General features: G+C 70.3%; 14 protein-coding genes. 7 read left to right on the top strand and 7 right to left on the bottom strand.

Annotated elements, in window-relative coordinates:
• Positions 1-231: 231 nt before the first annotated feature.
• The gene (locus tag NS4_RS16410; RefSeq protein WP_063060413.1) at positions 232-711 is read right to left on the bottom strand and encodes a gamma-glutamylcyclotransferase family protein; all 480 of its coding nucleotides are present in this window, start codon (positions 709-711) and stop codon (positions 232-234) included.
• A 253-nt stretch (positions 712-964) separates the two neighbouring features.
• On the opposite strand from NS4_RS16410, the gene NS4_RS16405 reads away from it, so the two are divergent.
• From NS4_RS16405 to NS4_RS16390, 4 genes are all read left to right on the top strand, one after another.
• Positions 965-2,368, top strand: coding sequence for an NAD(P)H-quinone dehydrogenase (locus NS4_RS16405; protein WP_063060412.1), 1,404 nt, complete (start codon positions 965-967; stop codon positions 2,366-2,368).
• 377 nt (positions 2,369-2,745) lie between these two features.
• The gene (locus NS4_RS16400; protein ID WP_245665454.1) at positions 2,746-3,789 is read left to right on the top strand and encodes a hypothetical protein; all 1,044 of its coding nucleotides are present in this window, start codon (positions 2,746-2,748) and stop codon (positions 3,787-3,789) included.
• 73 nt (positions 3,790-3,862) lie between these two features.
• Positions 3,863-4,957 (top strand): DUF8176 domain-containing protein, encoded by a 1,095-nt coding sequence (locus NS4_RS16395; RefSeq protein WP_063060410.1) that lies wholly within the window; start codon positions 3,863-3,865, stop codon positions 4,955-4,957.
• 84 nt (positions 4,958-5,041) lie between these two features.
• Positions 5,042-6,247: an aminotransferase-like domain-containing protein gene (locus NS4_RS16390; RefSeq protein ID WP_063060409.1), complete on the top strand. Its 1,206-nt coding sequence runs from the start codon at positions 5,042-5,044 to the stop codon at positions 6,245-6,247.
• Here NS4_RS16390 and glpK read toward each other — a convergent pair.
• On the bottom strand, positions 6,229-7,725 hold the full coding sequence (gene glpK / locus NS4_RS16385; protein ID WP_063060408.1) for a glycerol kinase GlpK: 1,497 nt from the start codon (positions 7,723-7,725) through the stop codon (positions 6,229-6,231). The two genes, NS4_RS16390 and glpK, sit on opposite strands and share 19 nt — an antisense overlap.
• A gap of 400 nt (positions 7,726-8,125) precedes the next feature.
• On the opposite strand from glpK, the gene glpD reads away from it, so the two are divergent.
• Positions 8,126-9,859: a glycerol-3-phosphate dehydrogenase gene (glpD, locus tag NS4_RS16380; protein ID WP_063060407.1), complete on the top strand. Its 1,734-nt coding sequence runs from the start codon at positions 8,126-8,128 to the stop codon at positions 9,857-9,859.
• A gap of 28 nt (positions 9,860-9,887) precedes the next feature.
• Here glpD and NS4_RS16375 read toward each other — a convergent pair whose 3' ends face one another.
• The 4 genes from NS4_RS16375 to vapB all read right to left on the bottom strand — a co-directional run bounded on the left by NS4_RS16375 (position 9,888) and on the right by vapB (position 16,010).
• Positions 9,888-10,076 (bottom strand): hypothetical protein, encoded by a 189-nt coding sequence (locus NS4_RS16375; RefSeq protein WP_063060406.1) that lies wholly within the window; start codon positions 10,074-10,076, stop codon positions 9,888-9,890.
• Positions 10,077-10,189: 113 nt separating this feature from the next.
• Positions 10,190-10,969, bottom strand: coding sequence for a DNA-formamidopyrimidine glycosylase family protein (locus NS4_RS16370; protein ID WP_063060418.1), 780 nt, complete (start codon positions 10,967-10,969; stop codon positions 10,190-10,192).
• A gap of 134 nt (positions 10,970-11,103) precedes the next feature.
• Complete coding sequence (locus NS4_RS16365; protein WP_084487370.1) at positions 11,104-15,651, bottom strand: ATP-dependent helicase; 4,548 nt, start codon at positions 15,649-15,651, stop codon at positions 11,104-11,106.
• 80 nt (positions 15,652-15,731) lie between these two features.
• Positions 15,732-16,010 carry a type II toxin-antitoxin system VapB family antitoxin gene (gene vapB / locus NS4_RS16360; RefSeq protein ID WP_063060405.1) on the bottom strand — a complete coding sequence of 93 codons (279 nt, stop codon included), beginning with the start codon at positions 16,008-16,010 and terminating at the stop codon, positions 15,732-15,734.
• Between the two features lie 103 nt (positions 16,011-16,113).
• Here vapB and NS4_RS16355 point away from each other — a divergent pair, with 103 nt between their 5' ends.
• Complete coding sequence (locus NS4_RS16355) at positions 16,114-16,665, top strand: histidine phosphatase family protein (protein WP_063060416.1); 552 nt, start codon at positions 16,114-16,116, stop codon at positions 16,663-16,665.
• 9 nt (positions 16,666-16,674) lie between these two features.
• On the opposite strand, the gene NS4_RS16350 is transcribed toward NS4_RS16355, so the two are convergent.
• Complete coding sequence (locus tag NS4_RS16350) at positions 16,675-18,519, bottom strand: serine/threonine-protein kinase (protein WP_063060404.1); 1,845 nt, start codon at positions 18,517-18,519, stop codon at positions 16,675-16,677.
• 204 nt (positions 18,520-18,723) lie between these two features.
• Between NS4_RS16350 and NS4_RS16345 the strand changes: the two genes are divergently transcribed.
• On the top strand, positions 18,724-19,068 hold the full coding sequence (locus NS4_RS16345; RefSeq protein WP_063060403.1) for a hypothetical protein: 345 nt from the start codon (positions 18,724-18,726) through the stop codon (positions 19,066-19,068).
• Positions 19,069-19,080: the final 12 nt, after the last annotated feature.

The raw sequence follows: 19,080 nt of genomic DNA, 5'->3' as shown, positions 1-19,080 counted from the left end.
CCACCCGGTCGGCCTGGCGTCTGGGCGCCTTCCCGAACGGCAGCGCCCCTCGGTGCCGAGTTCAGCGAGGCCCCGAAAGGGTCGAGGCCCGTCCCGCCCTTTGCCGAAGGTGCTCAATGGTCGCCCTCTATGGATGGCCCATCGCACATCGCATGCGGCGCAGCCGCGAGTCCCGAGGGCGGAACGGCGGGACCGAGGGGGTCTCGACCCGCGCGCCCAAGGCGCGCCAATTCAACTGAAGTTGTTTCCGGGGCCCACATTGCGGCTGTTGCGGGTGCGCAGGGCGTGTACGTACTCCTCCGGGGCGCCCGCCTTCTCGGCCGCGTCGGCCATCACGCCGATATAACGCGCCGACGGGAGTCCGCCTTCGTAGGCGTCGAGGACGTACAGCCAGGCGAGGATCGGTTCGCTGCCGCTTCCGGGACTGGGGGTCACGCGGAGTCGGATCTTGCGGTGGATCCCGAAATCGGATCCCTCCCAACGGTCGAGCCGCTGCTCGTCCTCTGGGGAGACGTCGTAGAGCACGACGAAGACCCGGGAGCCGGGTTCTTCCACCACGGTGGCGAGCGGACCTTCCCAGCCGATGTCGTCCCCGCTGAAGGTGAGGCGCCAGCCCTCCAGCCAGCCCGTCCCGGACATGGGGGAGTGCGGACAGCGCTCGAGCATCTGGGTCGAGTCCATATTGGACCCGTAGGCAGCGTAGATCGGCACACCGGCAGCTTAGTTGTGTGCTCGCTCTCACCGGTACGGGGCGTCGTAAATCGCGTTCCGGGATGTGCTTCGGATCGTCGTCGGCCGATGCGACCAGGCCGGGAGGGCGAGCCGGGGCCGCCTGCGCGCTCGCCGCGGCCCACGCGGAATGCCGATGGGGTGCGCTCATCAGCACCTACTAGGCTGGTCCCGGCGAGTGAAGGCCGCGAAGCTGCCGCGCGCCGCGCGCGGGTGATTAGGACAAGGGGAATGTATGACCCGCATTGCGATCATCGGTGGCGGACCGGCAGGCTACGAAGCGGCGCTGGTCGCGGCCCAGCACGGGGCGCAGGTGGTGCTGATCGATTCCGACGGTATCGGCGGGGCGTGTGTGCTCTGGGATTGTGTGCCGTCGAAGACGTTCATCGCTTCCACCGGTGTTCGGACCGATCTGCGGCGTGCCCGGAACCTGGGGATCACGCTCGATCCGAGCCAGGCCGAGGTGCGGTTGCCGGAGGTCAACGAGCGGGTGAAGGCGCTGGCGCTGGCGCAGTCCTCGGATATCCGGTCCAAGTTGCAGGCGGCGGGGGTGCGGGTGCTGCCGGGGCGGGGGCGGCTGACGGGGCCGGGATCGGGCCGGGCGACGCATCGGGTCGTGGTGTCCTACCCGGACGCGACCGAGGAGACCGTCGAGGCGGAGGTGGTACTGATCGCCACCGGTGCCTCGCCGCGAGTGCTGCCCGGGGCCGAGCCGGACGGGGAGCGGATTCTGAACTGGCGGCAGATCTACGATCTGGCGGAGCTGCCGGAGACCCTGGTGGTGGTCGGTTCCGGGGTGACCGGCGCCGAATTCGTCTCCGCTTATACAGAAATGGGCGTGCGGGTGATCCTGGTGTCCAGCCGGGACCGGGTGCTGCCCGGGGAAGACGCGGATGCCGCGCTGGTGCTGGAAGACGCCTTCGCCGAACGCGGTGTGGAACTGGTGAAGCACGCGCGGGCCGACAAGGTGGAGCGTACGGGCGATTCGGTCCTGGTCACCCTGGCCGACGGACGCACGGTATCGGGAACACATGCGCTGATGACCGTGGGGTCCACGCCGAACACCGGTGGGCTGGGCCTGGAACAGGCCGGTATCGAACTGGACCGCGGCGGATACCTGCGGGTGGACCGGGTCTCGCGGACCGGGGTGCCCGGTATCTACGCCGCGGGCGACTGCACCGGTCTGTTGCCGTTGGCCTCGGTGGCCGCTATGCAGGGCCGGATCGCCATGTACCACGCGCTGGGCGAAGGGGTCAGCCCGATCCGGCTCAAAACGGTGGCATCCGCGGTGTTCACCCGCCCGGAGATCGCGACCGTGGGGGTGAGCCAGACGGCCATCGACAACGGGGAGACCCCGGCGCGCACGGTGATGCTGCCGCTGAACACCAATCCGCGGGCGAAGATGTCGGGTCTGCGCCGTGGTTTCGTCAAGATCTTCTGCCGGCCGGCGACGGGTGTGGTCATCGGCGGTGTGGTGGTCGCCCCGATCGCCTCGGAGCTGATCCTGCCGATCGCGCTGGCGGTCCAGAACAATCTGACGGTCAATGACCTGGCACAGACATTTTCGGTGTACCCCTCGCTCACCGGTTCGGTCATGGAGGCCGCCCGCCAGCTCATGCGCCACGACGACCTCGGCTGAATCGACCCGCGCCGCCCGCGGCGCAGCGGGTAATCGATGCCGGCCGTCCGGGAAAAGTGGCCGTGGACGAATTCGTCGGAATCGACCGGAGTTCCTGGTCGCGTCATTGCTTTTTCATTCGCGTTTCTCCCGTGAGTGTTCCTGCCTGTGGTGAGTTTTCGTCACATTGCCGGAATTGCTCGAGTGTGGTTCACTTCCGGAGCAGAGATGCGATCGACGGGCGGTCGTGGAGTTTGGTGCCGGGGGGTTCGTCCTTTCGGACTCGGACAGCGAACGGCCCACCTCGGGTGAACCGCTGGAGTTCGTGTCTCGGATGAGACGGAACTGGATGTGGACCGCAGGTGGCGCCGACATCCGGGAAAGGGATTGGGCGAAAAGTGAAACATCGTAAGCCGAACCGGGTGGGCCGGGCGGTGGCGAGCACTTCGCTGCCTCTTGCGACTGCCGCGGCCATGGCAATTTTCGCGTCGCCGGCGGGGGCCGTTCCGAGCGATCAGCCTGCTACGCCGACCACACCGGCGCCCGCGCCTGCGCAGCCGGGTACCAATGAGCAGCCCGGCACCGAGAAGCAGCAGGACGGGCCGGAGACCACGCCGAGTCAGCCCGGTGTGCAGAACAATCAGGAGAAGCCGGAGAGCGGCCCGACTCCGAGCCCGAGCCAGCCCGGTGTCACCACCCCGGAGCAGGACCGAGGCGAACAGGGGCTCACCGGCCCGACCCAGCCCGGTGTCACCACGCCGCCGCGCGTGGCGCCGCTGCCCGTGCCGGGGCAGCCCGGTCCGGCTCAGCCGGCCATCTCGCCGAATACGCCGCAGGGTCAGCAGCCGCCCGCGCAGCCGGGTGACGCGCCCGCCGTGGCGCCGGAGGCCGAGGGCGAGAACGCGCAGCCGGGTGCTCCGCGGACCGATAACCTGGTCGAGCCGCAGAGCCCGCAGTGGCAGGCGCCGAGCCTGGACGAGGCGCCGGTCGCGCCGGTCGTGGAGATGCAGGGTCCCCATATGGAGATCGGTGCCGCCCTCGACGGTGGTTCGCTGGCTCCCGGGCATTTCGCCAACACCCACCACTTCTCCAACCAGTCCGGCTATGTCGGCACCGCCGGCTTCCGTACCCCGACGGGTACGGGCGAGGCCGGTATCTCGGTGGAGTTCGTCGACGAGAACACCATCAACGTCTCGACGTTCACCGGTGGGAACGGCCTGCCGGACAACCGGCTCGACCACGTGATCGACACCACCCCGGTGAATACGGCCAAGGCCGCCGTGGAGCACTGGATCGCGCAGCAGCCGGGCGGCGCCGCCGCACTGGATGCAGCGGCCAAGATTCCGCCGCCGCCGCCGCTGCTGCCGCCGGGCAACTACCCGGAGCAGGCGTTCAACCTCGGTGGCGTCAATACCCAGTGGGGTGGTTCACTCCAGTACTGACACGAGTGAAATCTTGCCGGGTGGGGCGGTCGTGCACGGCCGCCCCACCCGCGTGTCTCGGAAGGGATGGGCTGTGACCGGCGAGGGCGAAGGTAGAGAGCGCGAACCCGAACGGGCGGATTTCGGACCCCCTACCGGCGATTTCGGGCCGCCGGTATCGGAGTTCGGGCCGCCGACGGGCGAGCTACCGATGCCGGGCTGGAAGCCGAATGCGCGTCCGGAGGATTCCGGCTTGACCTGGCGCCCGGCCCCCGGTGCCGGCGCGGCCGAGCCGCCGGCCGTTCCGCCGCCACCGCCCCAGTACCGGGCACCGGACAGTTCCATTCCGGTCCAGCGTCCGGCGGCGAGCGAGTCCCGTCCGGTGACGCGGCCCGCGCCCGGATCGGACTCCGCCACGGTCCGCCACCAGCTTCCCTCGGACCCGGTCCAGCGCACTTCGCCGGGCGCCGGCGCCCCGGAAGCGGATCAGGCAGCGGTTCGCCACACCGGCCCGGATCTGCGCTGGCCCGGGTCGGGAGGGGCCGAGCAGACCGGTGGGCCGGAGGCGGCGGGCTCGGTCCGGCCCCGGGCGGGCGGCCTGTCCTGGGACAGCGACCCGATCGCGCAAAAACTCACGCCGCAGTCGGTGGCCGGGGCGCTGGCCGCGAAGCCACGCCGCGGTATCCCGGCCGGCCGGATCGTGACGGTGGTCGCGGTGTTGGTGGCGTTGGCGGCGGTGGGGGTGGCGATCATCGTGGTGAGCGGCGGTGACGACGGGCCGGCAGGGCCGCCGGTCGCCGACTCCGGTTCCGCGCTGAGTTGTCCGGCGAGTCAGGAGGGTGCGGTGATCGTCGGCGACGGGGTGGGGGATACGACCAGCGGCCCGGGCGCCATCCTCGGTTTCCAGCACCAGTTCTATGTGGAGCGCAGCGGTGCGGGGGCCCGTGGGTTCGTGGCGGCGGATTCGCCCGCCATTTCCTCTGCCGAGACGATCCAGGCGGCGATCGATACGCATATTCCGGCGGGTACCGAGCATTGCGTGCGGATCACCGAGCGGGCGCCGGCCTCCTTCGATGTCGACCTGACCGAGTTGCGTCCGGACGGTAAGACGACGGTATACAAACAGACGGTGACCACGGTGGAGCGAGACGGGAAAACCGTGCTCTGGGTGATCGCGGACCGCCGCTGATCTCAATATGTGAAATCACAATGCCATATGGTGATAATTCGTGGGATGATCGGGTCTATCAGCAGGTAATTCCCGGAGGCCCCCATGTCGCATCACGCACCGCCGCTGGCCGGCAAGTTGGCCGGCCTCACCAGCTCCGCCATTCGTGACCTGCTGAAACTTACCGCCGACCCGAATATCCTCAGCCTGGCCGGCGGCCTACCCGATGCCGGGCTCATGCCCGGCGCGCGCATCGCCGCCGCGGCCGAGTCGGCATTGCGGGGCAGCGCCGCGCTGCAGTACACGGAGTCCCCGGGGTGGGGGCCGCTACGCGAAGTCCTGGCCGGCCGGGAATCGGACCGGCTCGGTCGCCGGGTCGATATCGCCCAGATCTTCGTGACCCACGGTTCGCAGCAGGCGCTGTCACTGCTCGCGGAGGTGCTGATCGACCCGGGCGCGCTGGTGGTGGTAGAGGATCCGGCCTATGTCGGCGCGCTGCAGGTGTTCCGGGCGGCCGGCGCGCGGATCGTGGCGATACCGCTGGACAGCGAAGGCCTACGGGTGGACCGGCTCGCGGAGCTGCTCGCCGCCGGGGAGCGTCCGGCCCTGGTGCACACTGTGAGCAACTTCCACAATCCCGGTGGTGTGACCATGAGCCCCCACCGCAGGCAGGCGCTCGCCGCGCTGGCCGAGGAGCACGGGTTCTGGGTGATCGAGGACGACCCGTACGGCGAACTGTGGTTCGACCGGCCCGCGCCCGCGCCGGTGGCCTCGCATTCGGCAACGGTCATCAGGCTGTCCTCGGCGTCGAAGATCATCGCGCCCACGCTGCGGGTGGGCTGGATGGTGGCTCCGCAGCGGGTGTGCCGGGCGGTCGAACTGCTGAAGCAGGGGGCCGACCTGTGCGGTTCGGCACTCACTCAGCAGATCGCCGCCGAATTGCTGGCCGACAGCGACTGGCTCACCGGCCATATCGACACCGTCCGCGGGGTGTACGCCACCCGCGCCACCGCCCTGGTCGACGCGGCCCGCGACCATTTCGGCGATCGCCTGCGCTGTACGGAGGCGTCCGGGGGCATGTTCGTCTGGGCGGAGTTCACCGACGGCACCGACACCGCAGAACTGCTGCCCCGGGCACTCGAGACGGGTGTCGCCTTCGTCCCGGGCGGGGCCTTCGCGGTGAGCAACCCCTACCCGAACGCCATGCGGATGTGCTTCACCACCGCCGCGCCGGAGATGCTCACCGAGGCGATGTCACGACTGGCCCGGGCCGCCGGCGACCGGGCACCGGTTTATTCGGCCCAGTTGTAGGTGCGTTCGACCGCCTTGTTCCAGTCGGCGAGGCGGGAGTCGCGGTCGGCGGCGGACATTCTCGGGTTCCAGGTTTTATCGGCGGCCCAGTTGGCCCGAATATCGTCGGTGCCCGACCAGTATCCGACCGCCAGTCCGGCCGCGTAGGCGGCCCCGAGTGCCGTGGTCTCGTTGACCAGCGGCCGGACGACCGGTAGATCGAGAATATCGGCCTGGAACTGCATGAGCAGATCGTTGGCGACCATACCGCCGTCGACCTTGAGGGCTGTCGCCTCGAGATCCAGCGAGCGGGACTCGGCGTCGGCGCGCATGGCGTCCATCACCTCGCGGGTCTGGAAGGCGGTCGATTCCAGAATCGCGCGGGCCAGATGGGCCTTGGTGACGAATCGGGTGAGCCCGGCGATCACTCCACGCGCGTCGGGCCGCCAGCGCGGGGCGAACAGCCCCGAGAACGCCGGGACGATGTAGGCGCCGCCGTTGTCGTCCACGGTGCGCGCGAGAACTTCGATCTCCGGGGCCGCGGCGATGATGCCGAGATTGTCGCGGAACCACTGCACCAGGGCCCCGGTGACGGCGATCGATCCCTCCAGCGCGTACACCGGCGGCTGATCGCCGAGCCGGTAACACACCGTGGTCAGCAGGCCGTGCTCACTGAAAACGGGGGTGGTGCCGGTGTTCAGCAGCATGAAGTTGCCGGTGCCGTAGGTGTTCTTGGCCTCGCCCGGAGCCAGGCACGCCTGTCCGAACATCGCGGCCTGCTGGTCGCCGAGGATGCCCGCGACCGGCACCCCCGCCAGCGGACCCGAGCCGATCTCCGCGTAGACCTCCGAGGAACTCCGGATCTCCGGCAGTACGGCCGGCGGTACCCCGATCTCCGCGCAGATCTGTTCGTCCCAGGCCAGCGTGCGCAGATCCATGAGCAGGGTGCGGGAGGCGTTGGTGACATCGGTGATGTGCCGGCCGGTCAGCTTCCACAGCAGCCAGCTGTCCACGGTGCCGAAGCACAGATCGCCCGCCTCGGCCCGCTCACGCGCGCCCGGCACGGTGTCCAGGATCCAGCGCACCTTGGGCCCGGAGAAATACGTCGACAGCGGCAGGCCGGTGCGCTCGGCGTACCGCGCCGCGCCGGCGGATCCGGCGAGTTCGGTGCACAACCGATCGGTGCGTGTGTCCTGCCAGACGATCGCGTTGTGTATGGGCCGCCCGGTGTCGCGTTCCCACACGACGGTGGTCTCACGCTGGTTTGTGACCCCTACCGCCGCGATATCGCCCGCGGTGATCTCCGCCTCGTCCAGTACCGCGCCGAGCACGAATTCCGTATTGCGCCATAGGGTTTCGGGATCGTGCTCGACCCAGCCCGGCTTCGGGAAGATCTGGTCGTGCTCGCGCTGGGCGACCCCGGCTATCTTTCCCTGCCGGTCGAACAGGATGCATCTGCTCGAGGTCGTGCCCTGATCGATGGCGGCCACATAGCGCATGGCAGGAGGCTAGCGTAATCCGGCCGGTCGTCGAGGGGTGTCTGCCTGCCGACGTTCGCTGCGGGCCCCCACAGGGGTACCGCCGTCGATGTTTCGGCCGTGCGCAGGCCGGTGATGGGCTGCCCCCATCGGCGTACTTGCGTCGATGTTTCGGCTTTGGGCAGGTCGGTGAGGGGCTTCGCCCAGTTACCCCGTCGGCGTACCTACGCCGACGTTCCGGGCGTGCGCGTGCTGTCGCCGGGCTTTGCCCGGCTGTGCCACTAGGCTTGGACACCGAACGCGCAAACCCACAGCCGACCCCAGTCGATCGCGTACTCGAGGAGTCGAAACCGATGATGCGATATCTACGCCGACGCTTCGGCCTCCGCGGACCGCATGCCCCTGCTCGGGAGGTGGGACGGTGACGATACAGCCGGGATCGCAGTTCCTCGGACCCGATCAGCGCCGTAGCGCATGGGACCGCTTGAACACCGACCACTTCGATGTGATCGTGGTGGGCGGCGGTGTCGTCGGGGCCGGGATCGCGCTCGATGCCGCGACCCGCGGCCTGAAGGTGGCCCTGGTGGAGGCGCGGGATCTGGCCTCGGGGACCTCCAGTCGCTCGTCCAAGATGTTCCACGGCGGCCTGCGGTATCTGGAACAGCTCGAATTCGGACTTGTTCGCGAGGCGTTGAAGGAACGCGAACTGTCCATGTCACGCCTGGCGCCGCACCTGGTGAAACCCCTGCGATTCCTCTACCCGCTCACCCGGCGGGCGTGGGAGCGGCCCTATGTCGCGGCGGGACTGTTCCTCTACGACACCATGGGCGGGGCGAAATCCGTGCCCGGGCAGCGTCATCTGTCGCGGCACGGCGCGCTGCGGCTGGCGCCCGGGCTGCGGCGCAACTCGATGATCGGCGGGATCAGTTACTACGACACCGTGGTGGACGACGCCCGGCACACCATGACCGTCGCCCGTACGGCGGCCCATTACGGGGCGGTGCTGCGCACTTCCACCCAGGTCGTGGGGTTCCTACGGGAAGCCGACCGGGTGGTCGGCGTGCAGGTGCGCGACAGTGAGGACGGAACCACCGGCGCGGTGCGCGGCCATGTGGTGATCAACGCGGCCGGTGTCTGGACCGACGAGGTGCAGGCGCTGTCGCAGCAGCGCGGCCGGTTCCATGTGCGGGCGTCCAAGGGTGTGCACATCGTGGTCCCGCGCGATCGGATCGTCAGCGACGCCGCCATCATCCTGCGCACCGCCACCTCGGTGCTGTTCGTGATCCCGTGGGGCGCGCACTGGATCATCGGCACCACCGATACCGACTGGAATCTCGACCTGGCCCATCCGGCCGCCACCAAAGCCGATATCGACTACCTGCTGGAACGGGTGAACGAGGTGCTGGTCACCCCGCTGACCCATGCGGATATCGACGGTGTGTACGCGGGCCTGCGGCCGCTGCTGGCCGGGGAGAGCGACGAGACCTCGAAACTGTCGCGTGAGCACGCCGTCGCGCGTATCGCGCCGGGACTGGTCGCCATCGCCGGCGGCAAGTACACGACCTACCGGGTGATGGCCTACGACGCGGTGGACGAGGCCGCCCAGGACATCCCCGCCCGGGTCTCGCCCTCGATCACCGAAAAAGTGCCGTTGCTCGGCGCCGACGGCTACTTCGCGCTGGTCAACCAGACTGTGCAGTTGGCGGAGGAGTACGGGGTGCACCCGTACCGGGTGAAACATCTGCTGGACCGTTACGGTTCGCTCATAGAGGAGGTCATGGCCCTGGCCGCCGACCGCCCCGACCTGCTGCAACCGATTGCCGCGGCGCCCTCGTATCTACGGGTGGAAGCGGTGTACGCCGCAGCGGCGGAGGGTGCCCTGCACCTCGACGATGTGCTCGCCCGGCGTACCCGGATCTCCATCGAGTACCCGCATCGCGGCACCGAGTGCGCCGAAGAGGTTGCCGGGCTCATGGCCCCGGTGCTCGGCTGGAGCGATACGGAGACCGACCGCGAGGTCCGGACCTATCTGGCCCGGGTGGACGCCGAAGTCAGGTCGCAGACCCAGCCCGACGATGCCTCCGCCGATGCGCTGCGGATCGCCGCGCCCGAACCCCGGCCGGAAATCCTGGAACCGGTGCCCACCGAGGGCTGAACCGGCTCGCGCCGCACCGGCCTGCCGCTCAGTGGGCGGCCGGGTGGTGGCTCGGCGTCGTGGTGGTCGCCGGTCCGAGCGGTACAGGGGCCGGTGTCTCCGGGATCGCGGCGGGATGCAGCAGGAAGTAGCAGAACGCCGCGGTCGCCACGATGGCCAGCACCGCGGAGAGCACTTTGCCGGTGAGGGCGGCCAGTCGGACGGTTCGGGTGTTCATGGGACTCGCTTCCGGTGCAGTACCCGTGTGTCGTCGGAAAGCGGCCGATCATTACGGTGCTGATGGCGGCCGTCACAGTAGAGGCGGTGACCGGTATGCGACAGCGTACGTGCTCAGACGGGCGGGACCTGGCATTCGGGGCAGTAGTAGATACCGCGTTCCCGATAGCTCACGCGGTCGTTGTGGGGCATCTTCTCGCCCAGCATGTCGACCCGCAGCGGGGTCCCGCACCGTCGGCAGGGCCGACCGGCCGAACCGTAGACCAGCGGCCGCCACCGTGGCCCGTGCGCGGCCCGGTACATGACGCGTTGCGCTTCGTTCACCAGCGCCGGCAGATCCTCCACGTCCCCCACCGGACGAGCCGGATGGACCCGGCGCAGATAGCAGATCTCGCTGCGGTAGATATTGCCGATCCCGGCCAGATTGCGCTGATCGAGCAGGGCGACACCGATCGGGACCTCCGGTGCGCGGGTGAGCCGGTCCAACGCCTCGGCGGGGTCCCAGCCCGGACCGAGCAGATCCGGTCCCAGATGATCGATGGCGGTGTGCTCGTCACGCCGGCGCAGCACCTCCACCAGCCCGAGGTCGAATCCGACGGCCTCGGCCTCCGCGGTGCCGAGCACGATCCGCGCGGCGACCCGCGGTTTGGTCCAGCGCTGGCCACAGTGGAAGACCCGCCAGCTGCCCTCCATCTTCAGGTGGGTGTGCACACTGGCCGTCTCGGTGCGGATGAACAGATGCTTTCCGTAGCTGCCCACGCTCTCCACGACCTGGCCGCGTAGATCGACGGTCGCGTATCGGGGCACGCGGAAATCGCTGCGGGTCAGCGTCGCGCCCTCGAGCGCGGCGCGCAGCCGCCTCGCGGCGCGGAAAACGGCATCACCCTCGGGCATGACAATCCTGTATTCCATGGCCGAGGCGTTCCGGGACAGGCCGACCATCCGGAATGGACGGTAGGTATGTGCAGCTATGTGCCCCGATCACCTGGGTGGGCTCACGACGCTGTAAGTGCTCAATGGTTGCCTCTCTATGTTCGGCCGACCGCACATCGCAGGCGCAGGCCCTGCGGGGTGGCGGCGAAACCGGCTGCGGTGAGGAACTCGGCGAAAGTGTTGCCGTGCACCGATTCGCCGTCGACCCGGTCGATCACCAGTGAATCCGTCCGGCCGGTCCGGACGAGATCGGCCAAGGCGCTCGCGGCCGACTGCCGGGCGGCGGGATCCTCGGTGCAGGTGAGCAGGGTCTTTCCACCGCGTTCCAGATAGAGGACCAGCTCGCCGTCGACCAGTACGACCAACGCACCCGCCTTGCGGCCCGGCCGGTGACCGGCCCCGCCCTCGGTTTTGGGCCAGGGTAGAGCCGCGCCGTAGGGGTTGGCCGGATCGCAGGCCGCCAGGGCCAGCGCGGTCCCGGCGGGCCGGCGGTCGCCGTCGAACGAGCGCAGGCGGTCCACCACGTCGGTGGTGGAGAACTGTGCCCCGCCCAGGGAGTCGACGAAGTATCCGCGGCGGCAGCGGCCGCGGTCCTCGAATTCGCTGAGCACGCGGTAAATCAGCGCGAAACCGCCGGGCACACCCTCGCTCTGTACCGAGCCCTTGGTGAGCACGCCGTAGCGTTCGAGCAGCACGTCGGCGGTGGCGTGCGCGCGGACGGTGTTGTCGGTCGTGCGCTCGGGGAGCAGCGACCAGCGCCCCGCCACGGTGGGCGGACCCGACCGGCTGGGCATCGCCGGCCGGGGAAGGTAGGTGCGTCCGCGGGGTGCGCGCCGGGGGGTGCGGTGTGCGGCCGGGGCGCGGGTGGAGCCGGAGAGTCGGGCCCGCACCGGAGCGAACGTATCCCCGGAGACGAGGCCCGCCCACACCAGGTCCCATAGGGCGGCCGCGACCGCGGCATCGTCCAGCAGACCTGTCGTGTCCGACAGTTGGCGGAAGAAATACGCGCCGCCACCGTGTAGTACCGGCGAAGTGGGGCCGGATTCGGAGCGATGTTCGGCCGGCGAGGTGAGTGCGGGTCCGGCGCCGAGCGCGGTCAGCAGCGCCAGATGGGTTTCGGTGAGTTCGGGGTCGTCGGCCGGCGGCAGCGTGAGCGGCGCCTGGTCGGCCGGATGCAGCGCGATCCAGCCGTCCTTGGCGTTGATGGCGCCGTGGCCGGACCAGCGCACCTCGCCGGTGGCCATGAGCTCGTCGAGGAAGGCGGGGGTGTAATCACGGACCCGGGCCGGGAGCACCAGCGACTCCCACGCCGAAGCCGGCACCGGCACTCCGGCGAGTTGCTCCACCACCGTCGCCACGCCGTCGATTCCGCGCAACTCGCCGGTCCCGATGTGCTGCCATGCGGGCAGGAACCGGCCGAAGGCCGCGGTGGCCACCGGTTCGACCTCGTGCCGGGCGGCGGCGAGGCTGCGCCGGCGCAGCCGCCGCAGCACCTGGGCGTCGCACCACTCCGAACCGCCGGTATCGGGAGTGAACTCGCCCTCCACTACGCGTTTCTCGAGGCCGAGACGGTGCAGCGCCGCCCCCGCTACGGCGGGGCCCAGACCGAACCGGTGCGCGACCGACTCGGTGGTGAACGGCCCATGCGTGCGGGCGTAGCGGGCCACCAGATCGCCGAGCGGATCGGGTACCGGTTCGATGAAGGCGGCCGGGGTGCCGATCGGCAGGGGTACCCCGAGCGCATCGCGCAGGCGGGACGCGTCCTCGATGGCGGCCCACCACGTCTGCCCGGCGTAGGAGACCTCGAGTGCGCGCCGGGCGCCGACGAGTCCGGCGAACCAATCCGCGGGATCCTCGCGGCAGCGCTCCCGTGCCTCGGCAGGGGTCAGCGGGCCGAGCAACCGCAGGAGATCGGCCAGGCCTTCCATATCGCGGGCATGACGTTCCGGCGTGCGGCGCTGGAGTTCCGATTCGACCTGGGCGATGACCTCACTGTCCAGCAGTTCCCGCAACTCGACCCGGCCGAGCAGTTCGGCGAGCAGAGCGGAGTCCAGGGACAGGGCAGCGGCGCGTCGTTCGGCCAGCGGGCTGTCGCCGTCGTACATGAACTGGCCGATGTAGTCGAACAGCAGCGCGTTGGCGAACGGGGACGGGGTGGCCGTCTCCACCTCGACCAGCCGCACCCGGCGGCGCGCCACCGCGGTGAGCAGCTCCCGCAGCGCCGGCAGGTCGTATACATCGCGCAGACATTCGCGCACCGTCTCCAGCAGGATCGGGAAAGCTGGGAATTTCCGCGCCACATCGAGTAATTGGGCCGATCGCTGCCGCTGCTGCCACAGGGGCGCGCGCCGTCCGGGATCGCGGCGTGGCAGCAACAGTGCCCGGGCCGCGCATTCCCGGAAACGGGACGCGAACAGTGCCGACCCGCCGACCTGTTCGGTGACCAGATCGTCGATCTCGTCGGGTTCGAAGACGAACAGCTCCGCGCCCGGCGGCTCGTCGGTGGTGTCGGGCAGCCGCACCACGATGCCGTCGTCGGAGGCGTTCGGCGCGGCGTCGACGCCGAAGCGTTCCCGCAGGCGGGCGCCCACGGCCAGCGCCCAGGCCGCGTGTACCGGCATTCCGTAGGGCGAGTGCAGGACCAGCCGCCAGTCACCGAGTTCGTCGCGGAAACGTTCGACCACCAGGGTGCGGTCGGTGGGCAGCCGCCCGGTCGCGCTGCGCTGATCCTCCAGCAGCGCGCGCAGATTCGCGGTCGCGTTCTCGTCCAGTCCGGCCGCGGTGGTCTGTTCGGTGAGGGTATCCGGGGAAGTCTGCGCACCGGCCCGGCGGACGAATTCGCCCAGGGCGGCGCCGAGTTCGGCCGGACGGCCGAGCGAATCGCCGTGCCAGAACGGTAAGCGTCCGGGGTGGCCGAAGGCGGGGGTCACCAGCACGCGATCATAGGTGATCTCCTCGATGCGCCAGCTGGTGGCGCCGAGTGCGAAGACGTCGCCGACCCGTGACTCGTAGACCATCTCCTCGTCGAGTTCGCCCACCCGCGACGCCTTCTCGCCGACCATGTATACCGCGAACATACCGCGATCAGGGATCGCGCCGCCCGAGGTCACCGCCAGCCGCTGGGCGCCGGGACGGCCGGTGAGGGTGCCGGCGTCGCGGTCCCAGACCAGGCGCGGCCGGAGTTCGGCGAACTCGTCGGAGGGGTAGCGGCCGGCCAGCAGGTCCAGTACCGCCTCGTAGGAGGAACGGGGCAGCGCGGCATAGCTGCCGGTGCCACGCACGGTTTCGAACCAGGTGTCGACGTCCAGCGGCTCCAGCGCGCAGGCCGCGACGGTCTGCTGGGCGAGGATGTCCAGCGGATGCGCGGGTATCTTCAACGCCTCGATCTGCCCGGCCAGCATCCGCTGCGCGGCCACCGCGCAGTGCACCACATCGGTGCGGTGCTTGGGGAAGAGCACGCCGCGCGATATCTCGCCCACCTGATGGCCGGCCCGGCCGATGCGCTGCAGTCCGCTCGCCACCGAGGGCGGCGCCTCGACCTGCACCACCAGGTCCACCGCGCCCATATCGATACCGAGTTCGAGACTGCTGGTGGCCACCACACAGCGCAGTCGGCCGCTTTTGAGGTCGTCCTCGATCAGCGCCCGCTGTTCCTTGCTCACCGAACCGTGGTGGGCCCGGGCCAGCAGCGGTTCGGCGCCGTGATTGACCTCGGTGGAGGGCCCGAGCTGGGCAGGTGGGGCGTGGGCGGTGTCGACGGTTTCGCCGAGCCGGCCGGCGTAGGCCTCGTTCAGCCGGGCGGTCAGCCGCTCGGCCAGCCGGCGCGAATTGGCGAACACGATCGACGAACGATGTTCCAGTACCAGTTCGACGATCGCCTCGTCCACATGCGGCCACAGTGACCCGGGCTGGTCGGAATCGCCCGGCTCGGTCATATCCGGGACCGGCACCCGCACCGAGAGGTCGAAGGTTTTGGGGGCGGGTGGGTTGACGACGGTGATCGGCGCCGATCCCACCAGGAACCGGCCCACCTCCTCGGGTGGCCGGACGGTCGCGGACAGACCGATCCGCTGCGCGGGCCGTTCGGTGAGAGTGTCCAGCCGGGCCAGGGACAGCGCCAGATGCGACCCCCGCTTCGAACCGGCGATGGCGTGTACCTCGTCCACGATGACCGTGCGCACGCCGCGCAGGGTTTCCCGGGCCGCGGAGGTGAGCATCAGGAACAGCGATTCCGGGGTGGTGATGAGGATATCGGGCGGGGTGCGCTGCAACCGGCGGCGCTCCTGCGCGGGGGTGTCACCGGAACGGACGCCGACGCTGATCTCCGGGGCCGGCAGGCCCAGGCGGCGGGCCGTCTGGCGCACTCCGACCAGCGGCGCGCGCAGATTCCGCTCGACATCCACCGCCAGGGCCTTGAGCGGCGAGATGTAGAGCACCGAGGTACCCGCCTGCGGCGGATCGGCCGCAGCCAGCCGGTCGATGGCCCACAGGAACGCCGACAGGGTCTTGCCGGACCCTGTCGGCGCGATCACCAGGGTGTGCTCACCGGCCGCGATCGCCTGCCACGCGCCCAGCTGGGCGGCCGTCGGCGCGGGGAAAGCACCGTCGAACCACTGCTGGGTGGCGGCGGAGAACTCGGTCACGGAAACCAGTGTGCACCGGAGCACCGACACCGGGACGGACCCGGCCCGGCCGGCGCGGGCCGGCCGGGCGAGGCAAGCGGTCAGGCGGGGGCTCCGCCGACCATATCGGGACCGGTGATTCCCGGGCCGGTGAACTCTGTTTCGGCGAGATCGGGGGAGAGCAGGTCGGGAGTGCGGTTCTCGGCGACGAGTCCGGCCAGCCGGATCAGGTCCTCGGTGGTCACCCCGCCGACCGGCCGGAATTCCCGGCTGAGTCGGCGGCGGAGGAATTCCGTACGGGATATACCCAGGCCATTGGCTTGCCGGTCGATCTCGTCGATGACCGCACCGGGCACGGCGCGGATGAGTATATCTGTCATTCCTCGATCACCTCCTGCTGTCAGCGGGGCACGATGGACCGGGAGCCGGATGGGTATCGAGAGCCGGCTACCGGTGACAGTCCGGCGTTTCTATGCTGCGACGGTGCCTGGTGTTCGAAAGCTCGATTTGATCTCCCACGGTGTCACCGAGGCGTCACGGGCGGCGCGTTTCCCGGCCGATGAACCACTCACCCCGGCGGGGCGGGCGGCGCTGGCGGACCGGGCGGTCGAACCACCGGCGGACGCACGGATAGTCGCGGGCCCGGAGCGGCGGACCAGAGAGACTGCCCGACTACTGGGCTTGGATGCCGCACCACTATCGAGATTACGCGATCTCGACGCGGGCGCCTGGCGTGGTGCGGAACCGGGCCTGCTGCCCCCGGAAGAAGTGGGCCGCTGGCTCACCGACCCTGGATACCGCGGTCACGGGGGAGAGTCGATCCTGGATCTGCTCGACCGGGTCCGCGTGTGGCTCGGCGAGCCGGCCGGCGACGAGGCGCCACATACGGTCGCGGTGACGCATCCGGCGGTGATCCGGGCCGTTCTGGTCGTGGCCCTGGCGGCGGCGCCGGAATCGTTCTGGCGTTTCGATGTGGCGCCCGGCGCCCGCGTCCGGCTGCACCACCGGACCGCGTGGACGCTGCGGCTGAAGTGAACCCCCGGGCTACTGAGTGTTCAGCGCGACCCTGGTGCCGAACGAGAGCGGGAAATCGCGGAAGGTCATACTCGCGGGCACCGATCCGGGCGGTACTTCGAAGACCAGATGAGTGCCCAGCGACTCGTCCGGTTGCAGGGTGCGCGGGGCGGCCGCGGTGGCCGCGCGCTGCGCGGTGGCGGTCACATCGGGAGCGAACTTCGCGCCCGCCGTATCGTTGAGTTCCTGCCCGAGCGGCAGGTAGGTCTTCGGTTGGGCCGCGATATTGCGCACGGTGAAGCTGACGACCACGAATGTCCCCTCGGCGCGTTCGATACCGACCGCGCTCACCCCCGATTCCACGTTGCGTACCGCGAATTCGAAGTTGCCGTCGCGGACCGGAACCCCGGCGTCGGCGATACCCCCGGACGCCGGCGTTTCGCCGCCGAAGAACCGGATCGACCCGGCGCCTCCGACCAGTGCCGACACGCAGCCGCCGATCAGCACCAGCGGCACGACCACGAGCACGATCGACCACAGCAGCAACCGGCGAACGCGGCTCTTGCGGCGCCGCGGTGGTTTCGCCCGGGTACGTGGTGCGCGGCGGCCGGGCAGGGGGCCCGGCCGGTGGGGCGCGGGACGGTTCGGCGCGGCCGCCGGGCCCACGTTGCCACGGCTGTACGGCATGAGCCCGGCCGCCTGTGCCGGACCGCTCCCGTACCCGGGCCGCGATCCGGTCTCCAGACGGGTGTATGCCCGGGTCGGGGGGTGGGCTGTGGAAGGTGCCGGGTCGTCGGGCGTATGTCCGGTGTAGGCCCGGGTGCCCGGGTGGGCCGAAGGTTGCCGGGTTTCCGGCTCGCCGGGAGCGTGCCCGGTGTAGGCCCGGGTGGCCGGGTACGACGGGGACCGCTCGGCGGCCGGGCCGCCGGTTGTGAATTCCGTATAGGCCCGGGTTCCGGGATGGGCCGCGACCGCGTCGTCGGGCCGGTCGTCCAGTTCGTAGTGGCGAGTACCGGGATGTTGCGCCGCGCCGGGGGCCGGTGCCGTCGCCGCCCCAGGGAGAGCGGCGTGGGCGGCCCGTGCGAACTCGCCGGCGGTGCGGTAGCGGTCGTCGGGGTTCTTGGCGAGTGCGCGGGCGATCACGCGGTCCAGTTCCACCGGGATCCCCGGGACCAGCGCGCGCACACTGGGCGGCGTGGTCGTGAGATGGTCGTGCATCTGCCGGGCCGGATCGGTATCGCCGAACGGGCGCGTACCGGCCAGGCATTCGTAGAGCACACAGCCCAGGGAGTAGATATCGGCGCGGGCGTCGGTGTGCCCGGTGAACCGTTCCGGAGCCATGTACGCCCAGGTCCCGACCGCCAGGCCGGAGGCGGTGAGGGCGGTGCTGCCGACGCCGTGAGCGATACCGAAGTCGATCAAATACACGAAACCGTCGCGCCGGACGACGATATTGGACGGTTTCACGTCCCGGTGCACCAGCCCCGCCCGGTGCGCGGCGTCCAGCGCCGCCGCGGTCTGGGCGACGATATCGACCGCGCGCTGCGGCGTCAGCGGGCCGTTGACCCGCAGGACCCGGCCCAGATCGTCGCCCTCGACATATTCCATCTCGATGAACAAGCGGCCGTCCAGCGCACCGTGGGCGTGGATGGGCACGATATGGCTGTCGTGCAGCCGGGCGGCGAGTTCGGCTTCGCGTTCGAACCGGCTGCGATAGGTCGGGTCGGCGGCGAGTTCGACCGGTAGCAGTTTGAGCGCGACCCGCCCGCCCGGACGTCCGCCGGCGGGCTCGGCGTGGGCGAGCCATACCTGGCCCATCCCACCCTGGCCGAGCAATCGCTCGAGCCGGTAGCGGCCCAATCGCTGCCCGGTCATGACGCATCCTTCCCTGTCCCGGCCCGCGGTCCGGGCGGTTGCGGTGCTCGGCGGACCTGCCCGGGGCCGGACTGTACCCCGACCCTATCCGCGGTCGGCGGCGCGGCACAGTGTGAGGTCGCCGACCGATATCGTCCGCGGCCGCGGCCCGGTGAAGACGCACCGGGGTCGGCCGGGCCCGCCGGGCTGTGCGAGGGTGACCGCATGGAGGCGATCGAGATCAACGCGGGCGCATGGTATCTGCGCGCGCTGCGGGCCGATGACCGGATCGACGACCGGCCCGCGCTGGCCTCGGGCGGAATCACCGACCCGGAGTATGTGGCCCGCCGCGGCGCCGAGTGGGCGGCGGAATCCCATTTCTCCTGGGCGGTGTGCGAACCGGCCACCGCGGAGCTGGTGGCCGAGATCGGGGTGACCCCGCGACCGGACGGGACCGCCGTGGTCGAGGGCTGGGCCCGGCCAGGCCAGCAGGCGGCGTTGGTCGCCGCGGCGGAGGCGGTGCGCCGGTTCGCCGCGGGCGCCTTGGGCCTACGGCCCGACGCGGTGTGATCGCGCGCCGGG

Origin of the sequence: Nocardia sienata NBRC 100364 (genome assembly GCF_001613205.1) — a bacterium.
Classification (GTDB): Bacteria; Actinomycetota; Actinomycetes; order Mycobacteriales; family Mycobacteriaceae; genus Nocardia; species Nocardia sienata.
Note: the sequence above shows the minus strand (reverse complement) of the source record. Positions and strands in the feature narration are given on the sequence as shown.

Coding starts and splice junctions, on each gene's coding strand:
- glpK (WP_063060408.1), bottom strand. CDS start 7,725: ATGCGCTATGTGGCCGCCATCGATCAGGGCACGACCTCGAGCAGATGC.
- NS4_RS16345 (WP_063060403.1), top strand. CDS start 18,724: ATGGAGGCGATCGAGATCAACGCGGGCGCATGGTATCTGCGCGCGCTG.
- vapB (WP_063060405.1), bottom strand. CDS start 16,010: ATGACAGATATACTCATCCGCGCCGTGCCCGGTGCGGTCATCGACGAG.
- NS4_RS16375 (WP_063060406.1), bottom strand. CDS start 10,076: ATGAACACCCGAACCGTCCGACTGGCCGCCCTCACCGGCAAAGTGCTC.
- NS4_RS16370 (WP_063060418.1), bottom strand. CDS start 10,969: ATGCCCGAGGGTGATGCCGTTTTCCGCGCCGCGAGGCGGCTGCGCGCC.
- NS4_RS16350 (WP_063060404.1), bottom strand. CDS start 18,519: ATGACCGGGCAGCGATTGGGCCGCTACCGGCTCGAGCGATTGCTCGGC.
- NS4_RS16390 (WP_063060409.1), top strand. CDS start 5,042: ATGTCGCATCACGCACCGCCGCTGGCCGGCAAGTTGGCCGGCCTCACC.
- NS4_RS16405 (WP_063060412.1), top strand. CDS start 965: ATGACCCGCATTGCGATCATCGGTGGCGGACCGGCAGGCTACGAAGCG.